The organism is Aurantiacibacter sediminis (genome assembly GCF_016019885.1).
Classification (GTDB): domain Bacteria; phylum Pseudomonadota; class Alphaproteobacteria; order Sphingomonadales; family Sphingomonadaceae; genus Alteraurantiacibacter; species Alteraurantiacibacter sediminis.
Map to the genome: position 1 here is coordinate 453,225 of NZ_JAEANY010000002.1, position 19,275 is coordinate 472,499.

The window sequence follows — 19,275 nt, forward strand, 5'->3', positions numbered from 1 at the left end:
AAATGGGGCGAGCGTGCAGGAGCATTTGATGAGCGACGAGCAGACCCGTTTCACCAATATGGCCAATGCCATTCGCGCCCTTTCGATGGACGCTGTGCAGGCGGCCAATTCGGGGCATCCGGGGATGCCGATGGGCATGGCCGATGTCGCGACTGTTCTCTGGTCCGAGTATCTGAAATTCGATCCTGCCGCGCCCGATTGGGCAGACCGCGATCGCTTTGTGCTGAGCGCCGGGCATGGCTCCATGCTGATTTACGCGCTGCTGCATCTGTCCGGCTATGACAGCCCGACGCTGGAAGACATCAAGAATTTCCGTCAGTTGGGCAGCCCGTGTGCGGGGCACCCGGAAAACTTCCTGATCCCCGGTGTCGAAGCCACCACCGGCCCGCTGGGACAGGGCCTGGCCATGTCAGTGGGCATGGCCATGGCAGAGCGGCATCTCAACGCGGTATTCGGAGACGATCTGGTCGATCACAAGACCTGGGTGATCGCTGGCGATGGCTGCCTGATGGAAGGCGTCAATCATGAGGCGATTGGGCTTGCAGGCCACCTCGGCCTCGGCCGCCTGATTGTGCTTTGGGACGACAACAACATCACCATCGACGGCGCGGTCGATCTGTCATCTTCGGAAGATATCCCCGCGCGCTACGAAGCGACCGGCTGGCACGTGGCGAGCTGCGACGGTCACGATCCTGCCGATATTCGCCGCGCGATTGACGAAGCTGTGGCCGAGACGGGCAAGCCTTCGCTGGTGCGCTGCACCACGGTGATCGGCAAGGGCGCACCGAACAAGGGCGGCACGAGCGGCGTGCATGGCTCCCCGCTTGGCGAGGATGAAGTGGCCGCAGCGCGCAAGGTGCTCGGTTGGGAGCATGATCCTTTCGTGATTCCCGATGACGTGTTGGCCGATTGGCGCGCAACAGGCGAACGCGCGAAGAATGCGCATCGCGACTGGCGGAGCCGCCTCGATGCAAGCGAGCACAAGGCGGAATTTGAACGCCGCATGGCGGGCGAATTGCCCAAGAACTTCAGCCTCGAAAATTACACCAAGCGCCTGATTGAAGAGCCACAGAAGGTCGCGACCCGCAAGGCGAGCGAAATGGCGCTCGACCAGATCAATGGCAAATTGCCCGAAACCATCGGCGGCAGCGCCGACCTGACCGGGTCGAACAATACCAAGGCTGGCGGCATCGGCCCGATGACGGCGCAGGATTACTCCGGACGCTACGTCTATTATGGCATTCGCGAATTCGGCATGTCGGCGGCGATGAACGGCATGGCGCTGCATGGCGGCGTGACGGCTTACGGCGGCACCTTCCTGATCTTCACCGACTATGCACGCGGCGCGATCCGCCTGTCGGCCCTGCAGCAATGCCCTGTCGTCTATGTGATGACGCATGACAGCATCGGCCTTGGCGAAGACGGGCCCACGCACCAGCCGATCGAGCATCTGCAAAGCTTGCGCGCCATGCCCAACATCCTCGTGATGCGCCCGGCCGACGCCGTCGAGACGGCAGAATGCTGGGAAATTGCGCTCCGCCAGACCGATCGTCCGACCGTCCTTGCGCTCAGCCGCCAGGGCCTGCCGCAGGTGCGCAATTCGCCCGATTACCTCGATCAGTGCTCGAAAGGTGCTTATCGCCTCAAGCGCGCGGGCAATAAGCGCCGCGTCATCCTGATCGCGACCGGCTCCGAAGTGCATCTGGCACTCGAATGCGCGGACAGGCTGGAGAAAGAAGGCGTTGGCGCCGATGTCGTCTCCATGGTCTGCACGGAGCTGTTTGACGAGCAGGATGCGGCCTACAAGGAAGACATCCTTCCGAATGTGCAGCCCGATGAGATCCTGCGTGTCAGCATCGAAGCGGGTACCACTTTTGGCTGGGAACGCTACACCATGGCGAACGGCCTCAACATCGGCATCGATCGTTTCGGGGCATCTGCACCGGCGGGCGATCTCTTTGAAAAATTTGGATTGACCGCAGATGCGATCGTTCCGCAGATCATGAACAAAATCAACGGATAAACAGGAGCACTTTACATGACGACCAAAGTTTCGATCAACGGTTTCGGACGTATTGGCCGCCTTGTTGCGCGCGCAATCCTGGAGCGTGACGACCACGATCTCGAACTCGTCGCGATCAACGATCTGGCCGACACCAATGCCAATGCCCTGCTGTTCGGTTTCGACAGCACGCACGGCCGTTTCCCCGGCACGGTGCAAGTTGATGGCGACAACCTCGTCATCAATGGCAAGAAAATCGCCGTCACCAGCGAGCGTGAGCCCGGCAAGCTGCCGCATGGCGATATGGGCGTCGACATCGTGCTCGAATGCACCGGCTTCTTCCAGAGCCACGATGCCGCCAAGCCGCATCTCGATGCAGGCGCCAAGCGGGTCCTGATCTCCGCCCCGGCCAAGGAAGTTTCCGCCACCATCGTCTACGGCGTGAACCATGACAGCCTGACCGCAGACGATGTAATCGTGTCCAACGCCAGTTGCACCACCAATTGCCTTGCCCCGGTGGCCAAGGTGCTGAACGATGCCTTCGGTATCGAGCGCGGCTTCATGACCACGATCCACAGCTACACCAATGATCAGCGCATGCTGGACCAGATGCACAGCGACATGCGCCGTGCCCGCGGCGGTGCGCAGAACATGATCCCGACCACCACAGGCGCTGCCCGTGCGGTTGGCTTGGTCTTGCCCGAACTCGCCGGCAAGCTGGACGGCTCCTCCGTTCGCGTGCCGACGCCTAATGTGTCGCTGGTCGACCTCGTCTTCACGCCGAAGGGCGATGTGACGAAGGAAGCGATCAACGAGGCGCTTATGGCCGCCGCTACCGGCCCGATGAAAGGCGTTCTCGATTACACCGACAAGCCGCTGGTCAGCAGCGATTTCAACCACCACCCGGCCAGCTCTACCGTCGACAGCCTCGAAACCGCCGTTCTCGAAGGCAAGCTTGCCCGCGTGGTCAGCTGGTATGACAATGAATGGGGCTTCTCCAACCGCATGATCGACACTGCGGGCGCAATGGCGAAGTTCTTGTAATCTGATGAAATACCTTCCCCCTGGACGGGGGAAGGATAGGGAAGCTTGCTTCTGAAAGAAGCTAGCGGACCTTGGAAGGGGGTGCTGGCGCAGCGCTCGTCACCCCCACCCAACTCCGGCTAGGCGGGCGAGCCGCCAAGCCTTCGTATCCCTCCCCGTTAAGGGGGAGGAGGGGATGATTTATGACTTTCAAAACCCTCGACGACCTGCCGCAGGATCTGACCGGCCAACGCGCGCTGGTGCGGGTCGATCTCAACCTGCCGATGAAGGACGGGCAGGCGACTGACCTGACCCGCGTCAACGCTGTCGCGCCGACCATCCTCGAACTCGCCGATCGCGGGGCGAAAGTGCTGTTGCTCGCGCATTACGGTCGGCCCAAGGGTGAGCGCAACTCGACAATGAGTCTCAGCTACGTGCTCGGCGATGTCGAGAAAGTCGTCGGCCGGGAAATCATGTTCATTCCGGAAATCACCGGTCCTGTCGTCGAACAGTCGATCGGCATTCTCGGCGATGGCGATATAGGCATTCTCGAAAACACCCGCTTCTGGCCGGGTGAGGAAGCGAATGACGCAGCACTTGCAAAGGGCATCGCGGAAAACGGCGATTTCTACGTGAATGACGCATTCTCCGCCGCCCACCGCGCACATGCGAGCACCGAGGGGCTCGCGCATCTGCTGCCCGCCTATGCCGGCCGCGCGATGGAAAAGGAACTGAAGGCGCTCGATGCCGCGCTTGGAACGCCCAATCCGCCGGTTGCAGCCGTGGTGGGCGGGGCGAAAGTTTCCACCAAGCTCGCCGTGCTCGAAAACCTCAGCCGCAAGGTGCAGCACCTGATCATCGGCGGCGGGATGGCAAACACTTTCCTCGCCGCCAACGGCGTGAATGTCGGCAAGAGCCTGTGCGAGCATGATCTCACCGACACCGCGCGCACAATCATGGATGCTGCCGACGAAGCGGGCTGCACCATTCATCTGCCGTATGACGTCGTGGTGGCAAAGGAATTTGCTGCCAATCCGCCGAGCCTGCGTGTCTGCAATGTTCACGAAGTCGCCGAAGACGAGATGATCCTCGATGTCGGGCCGCAGGCGGTCGAAGCGCTGGGCGATGTGCTCAAGACCTGCGCCACGTTGGTGTGGAACGGCCCCTTGGGTGCCTTCGAAACGCCGCCATTCGATGAAGCAACGGTATCGCTCGCCAAGACCGCTGCCGCGCTGACGCAGGCTGGCGCGCTGGTTTCGGTGGCCGGTGGCGGCGACACCGTGGCTGCGCTCGCCCATGCAGATGTTGCGGATGATGTGACCTATATATCGACCGCAGGCGGCGCATTCCTCGAATGGATGGAAGGTAAGGAATTGCCCGGCGTCGCGGCGCTTTCCGCCTGATTGGCATGACCGACACCAGGCAGCTCTTCGCGACCCCCTTCATCATCGATCGTCTGCAAAGCGAGGCGGGGATCGCCATGCTGCGCGATGCGGTGGATGCGGAGATGATGCGCGACCGGCAGGGTGTCTCGATCAGCAATATTGGCGGCTGGCATTCCAACACCAATATGCTCGAATGGGGCGGGGAGGCGGCGAAAGCGCTGGTCTTCAAGGCGATGACCATGGCGGACGAGGCGAGCGTCGATATCAAGAGCCCCGATGCAAGCCGGTTTGGCTGGCATCCGGAGCTGTGGGCCAATGTCAGCCAAAAGGGTGACGCAAACCAATATCACACCCATCCGGGCAGCTATTGGTCGGCGGTTGCCTATGTCGACGATGGCTATGAAAGCGATGCCGATCCGCAGCTTGGCGGCGAATTGCAATTGCTCGATCCGCGTAGCCCGATGGTCCAGATGGCCGCGCCCGACCTGCGAATGAAAGGCGCCGATGGCGCGCCGCAAAGCCACGAAATCTCGATCCGCCCGCAAACCGGCATGATCGTAATGTTCCCCAGCTGGCTGCAGCACGCCGTGCGCCCGTTCAAAGGCGAGGGCACGCGCATCTCCATCGCAATCAACCTCTCGGCAGGGATGAAAAAGCCGCACTAAGCCCTTATCGATGTTCGGGATTGGGCCAGCCGGGTTTTACGCCGCGGTCCCATTCGGTGCGAACATTTCCGGCAGCCGGATAGCCGCCTGCATCCTTCAGCATGCGCGCGGCGTGAAGCAGGTTGAAGGCCATGAAAGTCGTGTTTCGCTGGGTGAATTCATTCTCGAAACCGGCGCGGCTGCCGTCATCCTGCTCGTCGCCATAGGACGGGCCGGGGCCAGCAGGCCCGATCCAGCCGCAATCGGCCTGTGGCGGGATGGTGAAGCCGACATGCTGCATCGAATAGAGCACGCCCATGCCGACATGCTTGATCCCGTCTTCATTGCCGGTGGCCACGCATCCGCCGACCTTGCCGTAAAAGGCGTATTGCCCCTTTTCATTGGTCTCGCCCGAATGCGCATAGAGCTTCTCGATGAAGGCCTGCGCTATCGAACTTTTCTCGCCCAGCCAGATCGGCGTGCCGAGAATGACGATGTCCGCTTCAAAAACATCGGGGCTGAGCTTCGGCCAGTCATCGCGATCCCAGCCATGCTCGGTCATGTCAGGGTAAACGCCAGGCGCCAGCCGGTATTCCGATAAGCGGTGCCGCTTCACTGCCACGTCCTGCATCGCGAAGATCTCGGCCACGACGTCCATCAGCGTATCGGTATGTGATTTCTCGCCCGCTGGTTTCAGAGTGGCATTGAACATCACCGCTTTCAGGTCGGAAAAATCAATCGCGCAGTTCTCGCTGATTTCGGTCTGCTTGTTGCTGAGTGCCATGCCGTTCTCCTCCATCCATTTGCACAGCGAGCGGGCAGGCAGTGGGTTCCCCTCAGACATGCCTTGCGCTCACCACGCCCTCGCAATAGGAGCCTTGCCGAATACCTATGCACGTGGAGGAAAACCCGATGAACACTGCCGAAATGACTGACCGTATTGCCAATGGGAAAGGCTTTATCGCCGCCCTGGACCAGTCGGGAGGCTCCACCCCCAAGGCGCTGCAAGGCTATGGCGTGGAAGACAGCGAGTGGTCGGGCGATGAGGAAATGTTCGGCAAGATCCACGAAATGCGCTGCCGCATCGTCGATTCGCCCAGCTTCTCCAATGGCAAAGTGATCGGCGCGATCCTGTTCGAAAAGACCATGGAAGGCTGCAATTCGGAAGGCTCGCCCATTCCGGAATTGCTTTCGCGCCGCGGCGTCGTGCCGTTCCTCAAAGTCGACAAGGGTATGCACGACACTGAAAACGGCGTGCAGCTGATGAAGGAAATCCCGACGCTGAATGACATGTGTGCGCGGGCGAAGGAGCTGGGCGTGTTCGGCACCAAGATGCGCTCTGTCATCCATGAGGCGAACCAGGAAGGCATCGCTGCCAACGTGCACCAGCAGATGGACTTCGGCCTGCAGATCCTCGATAATGGCCTGGTCCCGATGCTGGAACCAGAAGTCAGCTTGCAGAGCGAAAGCCGCGCGCAGGCAGAGGCGCTGCTCCTGTCCAGCGCGCTCGACCAGATGGAGCGTGTGCCGGAGGGCAAGCAGGTGATGTGGAAGCTCACCATTCCGGTTGAGCCCAATCTCTACAAGCCGTTGATCGATCACCCGCAGGTGCTGCGCGTAGTGGCACTGTCGGGCGGTTACAGCCGTGACGAGGCATGTAGCGAGCTCGCCAAAAACGATGGCATGATCGCCAGCTTCAGCCGCGCTCTGCTCGAAGTGCTCAACGCCAAGATGGATGACCAGCAGTTCGACCAGGCGCTGGGCAATGCGATCGACGAAATCGCCTGCGCTAGCGTGGGCGAATAAGCGGTCGCCGAAACACCATGTCCGATTGTCAGCTCTATCTCATTTCCCCGCTCGATGTGGGCGGGGATTTCCCTGACCGGCTCGATCGCGCGCTGGCCGCTGGAAAGGGGCTGACGACGGCCTTCCAGTTCCGTGTCAAAGGCGTTGATCAGCATGAAGCGGCACGGCTCGCCGCGCCCTTGCAGGAGATTTGTGCTGCGCATGATGTGGGCTTTATCGTCAATGATGATTTGGCGCTCGCTCGCCGCCTGAAGGCCGATGGCGTGCATCTGGGGCAGAGCGACGGCGATCCCAAGGAAGCGCGCGAAGAGCTGGGCCGCGAGATGCAGATCGGCGTGACCTGCCATGCGAGCCGCCATCTGGCGATGGAAGCGGGCGAGGCGGGCGCGGACTATGTCGCTTTCGGTGCCTTCTACCCCAGCGAGACAAAAGCGAGCGAGCACCGGCCGGAGCCGGAGATCATCGAATGGTGGTCTGGCCTGTTCGAGATACCCTGCGTGGCCATCGGCGGGATTACGCCCGAGAATTGCAAGCCGCTGGTGGAGGCTGGCGCGGACTTTCTAGCCGTTTCCCACGCAATTTGGGCCGAAGATGAGGTTGCCGCGGTCGAAGCCTTTCGCAGCGCCATCGGCTGAAGCTCACCGCGAGCCGGAGCAAATCAATGATAAGTGAGTTGGTTGTGTAGAGGGCGCTGAGCCCCGTGCTGCACAAGGCCAACCGACATGAAACGCTCCTATTTGTCCCTCATTCTCGCACTCCCGCTCGCCGCCTGCGGCCTCAACGGCACGGACAGTGCCGATAGCGGCGGCGAGAACGAAACGGCGCAGACCGAACCCGCCGAGGATTTTGGCTACGAAACCTATGGCGATGACAATTACGCCGACACGATGGCCTCAAATGACGCGGCGTACACCTCGATCCAGCGCAATAGCGCGCCGACCGACGAGGATGGCAGCGAGGGGATGAACGGCTCGGGCATTGAAGGGGCGGATACGCCTTCGGACATTCCCGATAGCCAGGACCGCCCGATCATGCAGGCGCAGGTCGTGCTCGATCGCCGCGGCTTTGGCCCTGGCGTGATCGACGGGCGCATGGGCATGTCGACCGAGAACGCGCTGCGCGGCTTCCAGGAAGCGAATGACCTCGAAATCACCGGTGAGCTTGATCGAGCGACCGAAGAGGCGCTTTCGGAGTCGAGCCGCATTCCGGCCACCCGCGTCGTGACAATTCCGGCTGGCTGGGGCGACATTGAATTCACCGACATCCCGGAAGACACCGCCGCCAAGGCCGAAATGGACAATCTCGGCTACAAATCGCTCGACGAGAAGCTGGCGGAGCGTTTCCATACGACTGTCGAGGTCTTGCGCGAGCTCAACCCGAATGGCCGCCCGGCAGGAGCAGAGGCTCCCGATAGCTCGTCCACCCCATCACCTACGCCAACCGCCAGCGGTGATGCGGGCGAATCCGACAGCTATTTCCGCGTTGGCCAGCAAATCCGCGTGCCCAATATCGGCGCAGATCGCATCGCACCCGGCTCCATCACCGATCGCGGCTGGCAGCAGACACTGGCAGCGCTTGGAGTCGGTTCGGAGCAACCGCAGGTCGATCGCATCGTGGTGAGCAAATCCGCCAGCACGCTGAAGGCCTACCAGGGCGATACGCTTGTCGCGATGTTCACTGTCAGCTCCGGCTCCAGCCAGTTTCCGCTTCCGATCGGAGAATGGGACATTGTGGGTGAAGCCTATAACCCGCCATACTCATACGATCCCGCTGTGCTTAGCGGTGGGGAGGAAGAGGGCGAAACCTACACCCTGCCGCCGGGCCCGAACGGACCGGTCGGCGTCATTTGGATCGACCTCAGCAAGGAGCATTACGGTATCCACGGCACGCCCGATCCCGAAACCATCGGCCGCGCGCAGTCGAGCGGCTGCGTCCGCCTCACCAATTGGGATGCAGCGCGGCTTGCGGGCATGGTGGACCAGGATACGCAGGTGATTTTCGAGGAATAAACGTGGCGTCGCCCTTCGTCGAAAAGCTGAAAGTGGCAGCCGTCACAGCGACGCTCGTGTCGGCGGGCTGGATCGTTGCAGGCGCGGTATTGCTGGGGCGCGAGGACGACGCCCAGCCACAGCCTGAAATCGCTGCGCAGACTGACGATGAAATTGCCTCATCTGGCCAGGTCGAAACTGACGAGGATTCCAGCCCCGACACGTCAGAAACTTCGGATCTGCCCTCTGCTGAGCTCACCGCAGCGGGCCTCGCCATCCCCGTGAGCGGAGTAAGCGCGGATGAGCTGATCGATTCCTATCTGGACGTGCGCGGCGGCGGCGCTCGCCAGCATCAGGGCATCGACATCATGGCAGAGGAAGGCACGGCCGTGATCGCGGCAGCGCCGGGTATGGTCGAGCGGATCTTCCAATCGGATGCCGGCGGCAATACGGTATATGTCCGCTCCACGGACAGGCGCACAATCTATTATTACGCGCACCTTGCTGAATATGATGCGCAGCTGAGCGAAGGCATGGAAGTGCGGCGTGGGCAAAGGCTCGGCACGGTCGGGTCGAGCGGCAATGCCGATCCCACAGCGCCGCACCTGCATTTTGAGATCATGCGCACCAGCCCCGAAGCGGAATGGTACGAAGAGTCAACTTCGGTCAATCCTTACCCGATACTGACTGCGCAACGTTAGATAAAGGAACGATCAGCCGGTCTGGCGAATACAGCGCAGGCGTCCTGGCTCGCCATTTTCGATTTTGCGCAGGAACCCGTTCGATTGGATCGCATAGGAATCGCCATTTCGCGGGCCGCTCGTCATCGTCAGCCGGTTTCCACGGCGAAGATAGGTGCCTTCACCCTGCGGCGAGGAATAGCGCGACGCGCTGAGGATCGTGAAATTCTCATCCGGCTGCGCAATACCGACAGAGCCAGCCGCCGTGCCCGGCAATTCGCAAACATAACGTCCGCGCTCCACGGTGCCGATCTGGCCCTGGGCGATGGCGGGCGCAGCGAGCGAAGCAACGCAGAGGAGCAGAATTGGAGTCGCGAAGCGTTTCATGCCCGCGCCTTTAGCACCAGATGCTGAGCGCGTCATGAACCATATGCTTGCCGCGGCGCGCCACAGCGGCTAGGGCGCGGCCCAATCTTTGACATTCTGAACGACAAGAGCACTCCCATGAAAATCAGCGGTGTGGACATCCGTCCCGGCAACATCATCGAATATGAAGGCGGCATCTGGAAAGTCGCCAAGATCCAGCACACCCAGCCCGGCAAGGGCGGGGCGTATATGCAGGTGGAAATGAAAAACCTGCAGGATGGCCGCAAGACGAACGTCCGCTTCCGCAGCGCCGATACGGTGGAGAAGGTTCGCCTCGACACGCAGGAATACCAGTTCCTGTATGAGGATGGCGACATGCTCGTGTTCATGGACACGAACACCTACGAGCAGATCAACCTGCCGAGCGACCTGCTGGGCGATGCCCGCCCGTTCCTGCAGGATGGCATGTCCGTGCAGCTGGAACTGTGGGAAGAAAAGCCCATCAGCGTGCAGCTGCCAACGCAGATCGAGGCCGAAATCGTCGAAGCCGATGCCGTGGTGAAGGGCCAGACCGCTTCATCCAGTTACAAGCCCGCCGTGCTCGACAATGGCGTGCGCATCATGGTTCCGCCGCATATCGAAAGCGGAACGCGCATCGTCGTCGATGTGTACGAGCAGAGCTATGTCGGGAAGGCTGGATAAGCCCCCGCCTTTCGTCCCATGCCGGGCTGCAAACGGCAGTCCGCTGCGCTTCCGGTGCTCACGTATTTGTAATACGCTCCGCTCCGGTTCTCGCGAACCACCATTTTCGCTCCGGCCTGAAACGAAATCCGGAGACTTAGGAAGCTAATATGGCCGCAGCTCCAGCAATTGTCCGCGTGATGGAAAAGGCTGCCCGCAAGGCGGGTGGCCGTTTGCGTCGTGATTTCGGTGAAGTCGAACATCTTCAGGTCAGCCGCAAGGGGCCTGCCGATTTCGTATCCAAGGCAGACCGCGCAGCAGAGCGCATCCTGTGGGACGAGCTGAAAGTCGCGCGTCCGGGCTGGGGCTTCCTGATGGAGGAAGCTGGCGAGCTGGAGGGCGATGACGACAAGCCGCGTTTCATCATCGATCCGCTCGATGGCACCAGCAATTTTCTCCACGGCATCCCGCATTTCGCAATTTCGATTGCTGTGCAGGAACGCAAGCTGGGCAGCGATGACTGGGGCGATGTGACCGCTGCGGTTATCTACCAGCCGATCACCGATGAAACATTCTGGGCGGAAAAATCGCGCGGTGCGTGGCTGCACGATGGCCGCCTGCGCGTGTCGGGCCGCCGCCAATTGCACGAAGCGCTGATTGCCACCGGTACGCCTTATCAGGGCCATGGCGACTTTGCCGAATGGAGCCGGATTTTTGGTGCCATCGGTCCGGAAGTTGCCGGAATCCGCCGCTTCGGCGCCGCGTCGCTCGATCTCGCATGGCTGGCTGCTGGCCGCTATGACGGTTTCTGGGAAAGCGGCCTCAGCCCGTGGGACACCGCCGCCGGCTGCCTGCTGGTGCGCGAAGCTGGCGGTTTCGTAACCGATTATCGTGGCCGCTCACAGCCGATTTGCGACGAGCAGGTGATCGCGGGTAATGATCCTTTGCATTCCCGTTTGCACAAGCTGGTTGCCAACTCCCTGAAATAGGGAGTAGAGGCAGCCCGCATTCCGGGGCCCCAGTGGCGGAATTGGTAGACGCGCTCGACTCAAAATCGAGTTTCTAACGAAGTGCCGGTTCGAGTCCGGCCTGGGGTACCAGTCATTTTCCTACAATGCTGCAAGTATGCTTGTCGCGCGGAATGATCTGCACCGTGATCCGTCTTGCACGCATTTCGAAAGTCCATGCCCCAAAGGCGGTTTGGCGCGCATTTTCGCCTTGCAGGCAGACGCGGCGCCTTGTCTTACAACTGCAATCTGTGTCGCAGTCTGGCGCGCCCGGCGAAAGATGCTTGCAAAACTGGCGCGGCTTTGGGAGTTGAGTGACGACCGTGATTGAAGCACCATCATTTCACGCCCTTGCGGCGATGCTGCTGACGGTAGCGGTATTCGTGGCATTCGCCCGCGGCAAGCCCAGCATCGAAATCGTATCGCTATTCACGATCGCGCTCATAGGCGTGTTCCTCTACTTCTATCCGATGCCCCACACCCAGCAGACCGATGGTCTTGCGCTGGCCTTTGCGGGTTTTGGGCATCCGGCGCTGATAACGATCTGCGCGCTCATGATCATGGGGCGCGGCCTTGTGGTTACAGGCGCGCTGGAACCGGCCGCACGGGTGTTGGAACAGGTGTGGAAGTTCAACCTGCAACTCGGCCTGCTGGTGTCCATCCTGCTCGCCATGTTCCTCTCGATGATAGTCAACGATACGCCGGTTCTGGTGCTGCTGATGCCGATCTTCATCGCGCTTGCCGCGCGCGGCGCGATGCCTGCATCGAAAACGCTGATGCCACTGAATGCAGCCGTGCTGATCGGCGGTATGGCGACGACCATCGGTACGTCCACCAACCTGCTCGTGGTGGGGATTGCTGTCGATCTGGGCATGCCGCAAATGTCGGTGTTCCATTACACGCCCATCGTGTTGGCCGCCGCGCTGGTCGCCCTGCCTTATCTGTGGCTGGTTATGCCGCGTCTGCTGCCGGACAACTCGCCCGAAGCCGGCCTCGCGCCGCGCCGCTTCTTCGCGCATCTGCGCGTGACGCCGCAAAGCGAATTGGTGGACAAGCATTTCGACGAGATCGTTGAGAAGCTGCCCGGCGACTTCCGCTTCGAAGAGCGGCCGGGCGGCGCGTTCGCGGTCGGCCAGCGTATGCTGATTTCGGGCACGCATGACGGGCTCGAAAACGCCATACGCGTGTTGCGCGGGCAAGTCGCGCCCTCATGGGTGATCGATGAAATTACGTCCGATTCGCAGGAACGCGGAGAGGACATCCAGATCGTCGAAATGGTCGTTACCGCCGATAGCCGCCTCATCGGGCGGACGCTCGCGACTTCGGGGATTGCCGACCATTACGGTGTTGCCGTTCTGGGTGTGCACAAGCCTGAGACAATTGGTCCGCAGCAGGATCATCGCAAGTCGCTGCGTATTGCGGAAGGCGATGTGCTCCTCGCTATGGGCCTGCAAGAGGAGCTTGAAGCCTTCGTTTCGGGGGATAGCCTTCTGCAACTGGAAGGCGCGCGGGAAATGCCGCGTCGGTCAAAGGCTTTGCTGGCGGGCGCAATCATGTTCTTCGCCATTGCGCTCGCTTCCGTCGGCATACCTTGGGTCGGCTCGGAGGGGTTCTACCTGCTGAAAGTGCCAATCGCGATTTCCGCATTGACCGGTTCCATCGCTATGTTCGTGACCGGCTGCGTCAAGTTCGACAGGGTGGGGCGCGCGCTTTCGGCAAAAGTCATTGTGCTGGTGGCAGCGAGTATCGCCATCGGGCGGATCGTGCTCGAAAGCGGAGCGGCGGGATGGCTGGGCGAAGTGCTCGCGATGGGTCTACAGTATCTGCCTGCAGCGGGCGTGTTGGCGGCGATCATGATCTTCGTGACTGTCCTCACCAACTTCGCGTCGAATGCCACTGCTGCGACGGTTGGAACGCCGATTGCCTTTGCCATCGCGACCGAGCTTGGACTGCCGCAGGAGCCGCTGATCCTCGCCGTGCTGTTCGGCTGCAACCTCTGCTACGCAACACCGATTGCCTACCAGACCAACATGTTGATCATGGCGGAAGGCAATTACCAGTTCGGCGACTATGTAAAGACAGGTGTGCCGCTGGTGCTCATCATGGTGGTGACGCTCAGCTTCCTGTTGGTGACGACCTACGGAATGTAGCGATCAGCTGGGAGCATCCGCGCTCGCGCTCCGACGACCGCTGCGCTGGGCTGAGGCACGAATGGCAGCATCCCGAGTGGCCTGCGCGTCGGCGTCCTCTTCCTCGTCAAAGTGGGAGTTCGAATTGCGGCGCTGGTTTTGGCTATCGGGGGTTAGCCAGCCACCGCTACCGCCCTGCGCTGAAACTGTGCCGCCAAAGCTGCCAGTCTCGCTGCCAAAGTTGCCTTGCACCTCTGCCTCCCGCGCATCGATCATACCGGCGACACGCCTGTCGCTCGGCGCAATCTCGGTCTGCTGGACATAGGTGATCGCGCTCTCTGCCTGGGCCGAAGCCGCCGAACGGTGATCGCTATCGGCAAACATGGCAATCGCCGCCGTCATCGACAGCGTCACGACGGCAAAATGCTTGTACATCTTCAGCGGAATAGGGGGCTTGGAGAGCTTCGCCATATGAACGCATTACGCGAGCACCCGTTAACCAATGGCGCGGCTGCAGGGTTAATTTGGCCTTTCAAACAGGCTGCAAAAGCGAGATCCGCCAATAGCGCCAACCACGGCAAAGCCGCAGTTCTCCTAAGCTCGGCGAAGCCTGTGTAAAGTTTACCGACATTTCATCTGTTGCGGTTAACGCGGCGCAAGGTGCGGAAATCCCTCCGCGCTGCGAAACGGCAGAAGACATGATTCGCCTGTTCAAACACTACATCCCTCACGCAGTAATCCTGCTGGGATTGTTGGATTTCATCCTGCTGCTGGTGGCGGGTGATTTTGCGTGGAAGTTTCGCGCCTCGCAGATTGGCATGGATCCGGGCAGCTTCGCCCAGCGCGTGCTGCCACTGATCGGCTTTGCTGCGACGACCCTGACCGCGATGATAGCTGTGGGAGTGTACGGACCCGAAGCGCTGCGCTCCATGCGCTTTGCTGGAGCCCGTTTGCTAGTGGCCATCAGCCTCGCCATTCTCGCTCTCGCCGTCATTGATTTCCTTCTTCCCGGTCAGACCTATTGGCGCAGCACGCTGCTCTTCGCGATGGCGATGGCGGTCGTGTTGCTGACGCTGAACAGGCTGGTGGTCGGAGGGATTTTGGGCACTTCGGCCTTCCGCCGGCGTGTGCTTGTTCTGGGGGCAGGGCTGCGAGCAGATCGTCTGCGAAAGCTGAGCCAGAAGCCCGATAGCGGCTTTACCATCGTCGGCTATATCAACATGGGGAGCGGCCCCACTGCCATTGCCGAGGCGATCGACAGGCCAGCGATCAGCGACCTTTCGGAGCATGTCGCAAAATTGAGCGCGACCGAAGTTGTCCTCGCACTTGAAGAGCGCCGCAATTCCCTGCCGCTGAAGGATCTCGTGCGGGTCAAGACAGCCGGGGTGCATGTCAACGAATTCTCCAGCTTCCTCGAACGCGAAACGGGCCGCGTCGACCTCGATACGCTCAATCCCAGCTGGCTCATCTTCTCCGACGGATTCTCATCCGGCAGGGCTTTCTCCAGCGCTGCGAAGCGCGTGTTCGACATTTTCGCAAGCGGCTTGCTGCTGCTGCTGACGTTTCCCATCATCCTGCTGTTTGCCGGGATCGTGAAAATGGACAGCAAAGGTCCGGCCTTCTTCCGTCAGAAGCGCGTGGGTCTGTATGGCCAGACGTTCGAGCTCGTGAAACTGCGCAGCATGTGCACAGATGCCGAAAAAGACGGATCAAAATGGGCCGAGAAGAACGATCCCCGCGTAACGCGCGTCGGCTCTTTCATTCGCAAGGTGCGGATCGATGAACTGCCGCAAGTCTGGACGGTGCTGTGCGGTCATATGAGTTTTGTCGGGCCGCGTCCCGAAGTGCCGAAATTCGTCGAGGATCTGGACGATAAATTGCCTTATTATGCCGAACGCCACGTAGTGAAGCCTGGCATCACCGGCTGGGCGCAGATCAACTATCCCTACGGCGCGAGTATCGAGGACGCCCGGCATAAACTCGAATACGATCTCTATTACGCGAAGAATTACACGCCTTTCCTCGATCTGCTGATCATGCTGCAAACGCTGCGGGTCATCCTATGGCCGGAGGGGGCGCGCTGATGGGCGTCGCTTGGGACCTTGTTATCTATCTGGCCTATCTCGCTGCCGCGATTTCCGCGGTGGCGCTTGGCCTGTGGCTGGCGACGAACCAGCGAGCCCAAGGGCCCGCCATCGCCGCGACGTCTGCTGCGCTGGGCATCAATGCAGGTTGGGCATTCAGCGTCGCAGGACTTGGAGCCGATGCCGTTTTCTCGCAGATCCTCTTGGCAATGGCTTATCTCGCATGGCTGTGGATGCTCTATCGTCTGTTCAGCCATGATGACCGGGATAAAAGCCTCGCGCCGATCCGCCCTGTCGTGGCTGCACTCGCATTTGTCGAACTGCTGCAATTCGCGCTGATCCCCGCGGCATTGCAATATGCCGATCATCCCGGCGCGCAATTGCTGATCAACCAATTCTCTTTCACCTTCCGTTTGCTGCTATGCATCGGCACGCTCGTGCTATTGCACAATCTTTATGCGGGGGCATCGCAGCAGGCGCGGCTTGCGCTGCGTTGGCCAGCGGCTGCACTTGGTGGCCTGTTTCTCTTTGATCTCAATTTCTATGCCATCGCCTATCTCGGCGAGGGCACGCCGCAACTGCTTCGCGATTTGCGTCCTTTGGCACTCTTGCTGGCAGTGCTGTTGCTTGCCTTCGGCTTGTTCCGCAATAAGGAAGAGCTGCGCTTTCGCCCGTCGCGCAGCTTTGCCTTCCAGTCTTTCTCGCTGCTGCTGATCGGCGCCTATCTGGTCGCGATGATCGTGGTCGCGCAAGGGCTCGCCTATGTGGGAAGTGATTATGGCCGACTGCTGCAAACGGGATTTCTGCTACTCGCCTGCGCCATTGCGCTGACGGTAATCTCTTCCAAAAGGCTGCGTGCCTGGGTGCGGGTAACGCTGTCGAAAAACCTGTTCCAGCATCGCTATGACTACCGTTCCGAATGGCTGCGCTTCACCAACACGATCGGACGCGCCGGGCCGCAGGCTCCGCCCCTGCCGGAACGCGCTGTACAGGCCGTGGCCGATATCACCGACAGCCCATCAGGCTTGCTCCTGACTCCGAGAGAGGAGGGTGGCCTCGCTCTCGCTGCGCGTTGGCAGTGGCCACAGATCGACGTTCCCGGTGATGCGCTGAGCCAGGCAGGTGTGCGGTTCTTTGAAGAAAGCCAGTTCATTCTCGATCTCGACGATTTGCGCCGCGGCGAGGAGCAAAACATTCCCTCCGCCGCTTGTCCTAAGTGGTTGATTGAAGATGCCAATAGCTGGGCGTTGGTCCCGCTGTTGCATTACGAGCGGCTTGTCGGGATCGTACTGCTTGCGCGACCGCCGCATACGCGCCGCCTTGATTGGGAGGATTTTGACCTCCTGCGCGTGGTGGGCCGCCAGCTTGCCAGCTATCTGGCAGAGCAGGGTAGCCAAGACGCGCTGGGCGAGGCGCAGCGCTTCGACGAATTCAACCGCCGCATCGCCTTCGTCATGCACGACATCAAAAATCTGGCAAGCCAGCTTTCACTGCTCGCGCGCAATGCGGAAAAGCACGCGGAGAAGCCTGAATTTCGTGCGGACATGATTCTGACGCTGCGCAACTCGACCGACAAGCTGCAAGCGCTGCTTGCACGTCTTGGACGCTATGGGAACCAAGGCGGGAAGGAGCATGATGAGTTCGCGCTCGAGCACGTGCTAGAGCGCATCGCGCAACAATATCGCGGGCAGCACGAAGTGACGTTGCAGCAAAATGATCAATGCGCTGTAAGAGGCGACCGCGAGGCACTGGAGCAGGCGCTGGTTCATCTGGTGCAAAACGCTGTCGAGGCGAGCGAAAACGGCACGCCCGTCATCCTCGATTTGCGTGCCGAAGCGGGAAATGCGCAGCTTGAAATCATCGATTCCGGGAGCGGCATGTCGCCCGAATTCATTCGCACGCGGCTATTCAAGCCGTTCCATTCTTCCAAGCCAGGCGGATTTGGCATCGGCGCCTTCGAAGCGCGCGAGCTGATCCGCGCGATGGGAGGTCGTCTCGATGTCGAATCGCGCGAAGGGCTGGGCACACGCTTCGTCATACGCCTCCCGCTGAGCGGCACGGCTGACATGATCCAGGCAATGCAATCACACAAGAAAGAGGTCGCGTAATGGCCGAGCACAAACCCAAACTGCTGATTGTCGAAGATGATCAGGGCCTGCAGGCGCAGCTCAAATGGGCCTATGAGGACTTCGACGTGACGATCGTCGGCAATCGGGAAGACGCGATTGCCGCGCTGCGGGCTGAAGAGCCGCCTGTCGTGACTCTCGACCTCGGCCTGCCGCCTGACCCTGATGGCACGACCGAGGGCTTCAAAGTGCTCGACGAGATCATGGCACTTAAGCCTGACACGAAAGTGATTGTCGCCTCAGGCCACGGTGCGCGGGAAAGTGCATTACAGGCTATCAAGCACGGCGCCTATGATTTCTACCAGAAACCGGTCGATATCGAGCAGCTGGGCCTGATCGTGCGCCGCGCGCTCAATCTGCACACGATCGAGAAGGAAAACCGTGCGCTCGCCGCCAAAGCGGGCGAGGGAAACACAGTCCTTGGCGGCATGATTACTTCCGCCCCGGAAATGGTGAAAGTCGCGCGCACGATTGAGCGTGTGGCGAATACCAATGTCTCGGTGATGCTGCTGGGCGCCAGCGGAACGGGGAAGGAACTGCTCGCCCGCGGCCTGCACGATGCAAGCGATCGCAAGAGCGGCAATTTTGTCGCCATCAATTGCGCGGCGATCCCTGAAAACCTGCTCGAAAGCGAGCTGTTCGGTCACGAAAAGGGCGCGTTTACGGGCGCTGTCAAAACGACCGAGGGCAAGATCGAAATGGCCGACGGCGGCACGCTTTTCCTCGACGAAGTGGGCGATATTCCGCTGCCGCTGCAGGTCAAACTGCTGCGCTTCCTGCAGGAGCGCACGATTGAGCGGATCGGTGGGCGCAGCTCCATCGCCGTCGATACGCGCATCGTCTGCGCCACGCATCAGGACCTTGAGGCAATGGTCGCCGATGGGCGCTTCCGTGAAGACCTGTTCTATCGCCTTGCCGAAATCGTCGTAAAAATCCCAGCGCTGGCAGAGCGGCCCGGCGATGCAACCCTGCTCGCCAAGGCGTTTCTGAAGCGGTTTGCCAATGAAATGAACCCGGCAGTCACTGGTTTCGCGCCCGATGCGCTTGCCGCCATCGATGGCTGGAACTGGCCGGGCAATGTGCGCGAGCTCGAAAACCGCGTGAAGCGCGCTGTCATCATGGCTGAAGGCAAGCTGGTCGCTGCCGAAGATCTCGACCTCATCGAGGAGGATGAGAAAGCGGCAAATGTGCTCAATCTGAAGAGCGCGCGCGAGAAATCGGACCGGACGGTTATCCGCCACGCATTGGCGCGGAGCGAAGGGAACATCTCCAATACCGCCAAAATATTGGGGATCAGCCGACCGACGCTTTATGACCTGCTGAAGCAATACGACTTGCAGCACTAGCGCGCAGG

Annotated in this window: 17 protein-coding genes and 1 tRNA gene; 15 read left to right on the top strand and 3 right to left on the bottom strand. The window is 60.7% G+C overall.

The window, feature by feature from the left end; genetic code table 11:
- The first annotated feature begins 28 nt into the window (after positions 1 to 28).
- From tkt to I5L03_RS07750, 4 genes are all read left to right on the top strand, one after another.
- Positions 29 to 2,023, top strand: a complete 1,995-nt coding sequence (gene tkt / locus I5L03_RS07735; protein WP_197921169.1) for a transketolase — start codon at positions 29 to 31, stop codon at positions 2,021 to 2,023.
- 15 nt (positions 2,024 to 2,038) lie between these two features.
- A complete protein-coding gene (gap, locus tag I5L03_RS07740) occupies positions 2,039 to 3,046 on the top strand; it encodes a type I glyceraldehyde-3-phosphate dehydrogenase (protein WP_197921170.1) in 1,008 nt (335 codons plus the stop codon).
- Between the two features lie 182 nt (positions 3,047 to 3,228).
- A complete protein-coding gene (locus tag I5L03_RS07745; protein WP_197921171.1) occupies positions 3,229 to 4,428 on the top strand; it encodes a phosphoglycerate kinase in 1,200 nt (399 codons plus the stop codon).
- A 5-nt stretch (positions 4,429 to 4,433) separates the two neighbouring features.
- Positions 4,434 to 5,075, top strand: coding sequence for a 2OG-Fe(II) oxygenase family protein (locus tag I5L03_RS07750; RefSeq protein WP_197921172.1), 642 nt, complete (start codon positions 4,434 to 4,436; stop codon positions 5,073 to 5,075).
- Positions 5,076 to 5,079: 4 nt separating this feature from the next.
- On the opposite strand, the gene I5L03_RS07755 is transcribed toward I5L03_RS07750, so the two are convergent.
- Positions 5,080 to 5,898, bottom strand: coding sequence for a flavodoxin family protein (locus I5L03_RS07755; protein ID WP_234035141.1), 819 nt, complete (start codon positions 5,896 to 5,898; stop codon positions 5,080 to 5,082).
- Positions 5,899 to 5,966: 68 nt separating this feature from the next.
- On the opposite strand from I5L03_RS07755, the gene I5L03_RS07760 reads away from it, so the two are divergent.
- The 4 genes from I5L03_RS07760 to I5L03_RS07775 all read left to right on the top strand — a co-directional run bounded on the left by I5L03_RS07760 (position 5,967) and on the right by I5L03_RS07775 (position 9,549).
- A complete protein-coding gene (locus I5L03_RS07760) occupies positions 5,967 to 6,860 on the top strand; it encodes a fructose bisphosphate aldolase (RefSeq protein WP_197921173.1) in 894 nt (297 codons plus the stop codon).
- A 17-nt stretch (positions 6,861 to 6,877) separates the two neighbouring features.
- Positions 6,878 to 7,495 (top strand): thiamine phosphate synthase, encoded by a 618-nt coding sequence (gene thiE, locus I5L03_RS07765; RefSeq protein WP_197921174.1) that lies wholly within the window; start codon positions 6,878 to 6,880, stop codon positions 7,493 to 7,495.
- 87 nt (positions 7,496 to 7,582) lie between these two features.
- A complete protein-coding gene (locus I5L03_RS07770; RefSeq protein ID WP_197921175.1) occupies positions 7,583 to 8,869 on the top strand; it encodes a L,D-transpeptidase family protein in 1,287 nt (428 codons plus the stop codon).
- 2 nt (positions 8,870 to 8,871) lie between these two features.
- Positions 8,872 to 9,549 (top strand): M23 family metallopeptidase, encoded by a 678-nt coding sequence (locus I5L03_RS07775; protein ID WP_197921176.1) that lies wholly within the window; start codon positions 8,872 to 8,874, stop codon positions 9,547 to 9,549.
- A gap of 12 nt (positions 9,550 to 9,561) precedes the next feature.
- On the opposite strand, the gene I5L03_RS07780 is transcribed toward I5L03_RS07775, so the two are convergent.
- Positions 9,562 to 9,915, bottom strand: a complete 354-nt coding sequence (locus I5L03_RS07780) for an elongation factor P (RefSeq protein WP_197921177.1) — start codon at positions 9,913 to 9,915, stop codon at positions 9,562 to 9,564.
- A 117-nt stretch (positions 9,916 to 10,032) separates the two neighbouring features.
- Between I5L03_RS07780 and efp the strand changes: the two genes are divergently transcribed.
- From efp to I5L03_RS07800, 4 genes are all read left to right on the top strand, one after another.
- Positions 10,033 to 10,596, top strand: a complete 564-nt coding sequence (efp, locus tag I5L03_RS07785) for an elongation factor P (protein WP_197921178.1) — start codon at positions 10,033 to 10,035, stop codon at positions 10,594 to 10,596.
- Positions 10,597 to 10,745: 149 nt separating this feature from the next.
- Positions 10,746 to 11,564 (top strand): inositol monophosphatase family protein, encoded by an 819-nt coding sequence (locus I5L03_RS07790; RefSeq protein WP_197921179.1) that lies wholly within the window; start codon positions 10,746 to 10,748, stop codon positions 11,562 to 11,564.
- 26 nt (positions 11,565 to 11,590) lie between these two features.
- Positions 11,591 to 11,675, top strand: a tRNA-Leu gene (locus I5L03_RS07795).
- A 230-nt stretch (positions 11,676 to 11,905) separates the two neighbouring features.
- Positions 11,906 to 13,732, top strand: coding sequence for an SLC13 family permease (locus I5L03_RS07800; protein ID WP_197921507.1), 1,827 nt, complete (start codon positions 11,906 to 11,908; stop codon positions 13,730 to 13,732).
- Between the two features lie 3 nt (positions 13,733 to 13,735).
- Here I5L03_RS07800 and I5L03_RS07805 read toward each other — a convergent pair whose 3' ends face one another.
- Positions 13,736 to 14,182, bottom strand: a complete 447-nt coding sequence (locus I5L03_RS07805; protein WP_197921180.1) for a hypothetical protein — start codon at positions 14,180 to 14,182, stop codon at positions 13,736 to 13,738.
- A 227-nt stretch (positions 14,183 to 14,409) separates the two neighbouring features.
- Between I5L03_RS07805 and I5L03_RS07810 the strand changes: the two genes are divergently transcribed.
- The 3 genes from I5L03_RS07810 to prsR are packed head-to-tail and all read left to right on the top strand — an operon-like array spanning position 14,410 to position 19,267.
- Complete coding sequence (locus I5L03_RS07810) at positions 14,410 to 15,795, top strand: TIGR03013 family XrtA/PEP-CTERM system glycosyltransferase (RefSeq protein ID WP_197921181.1); 1,386 nt, start codon at positions 14,410 to 14,412, stop codon at positions 15,793 to 15,795.
- A complete protein-coding gene (prsK, locus tag I5L03_RS07815; protein ID WP_197921182.1) occupies positions 15,795 to 17,903 on the top strand; it encodes an XrtA/PEP-CTERM system histidine kinase PrsK in 2,109 nt (702 codons plus the stop codon). Before I5L03_RS07810 ends, prsK begins: the two co-directional genes overlap by 1 nt.
- The gene (gene prsR, locus I5L03_RS07820; protein ID WP_197921183.1) at positions 17,903 to 19,267 is read left to right on the top strand and encodes a PEP-CTERM-box response regulator transcription factor; all 1,365 of its coding nucleotides are present in this window, start codon (positions 17,903 to 17,905) and stop codon (positions 19,265 to 19,267) included. Before prsK ends, prsR begins: the two co-directional genes overlap by 1 nt.
- The last annotated feature ends 8 nt before the right edge of the window (positions 19,268 to 19,275 follow it).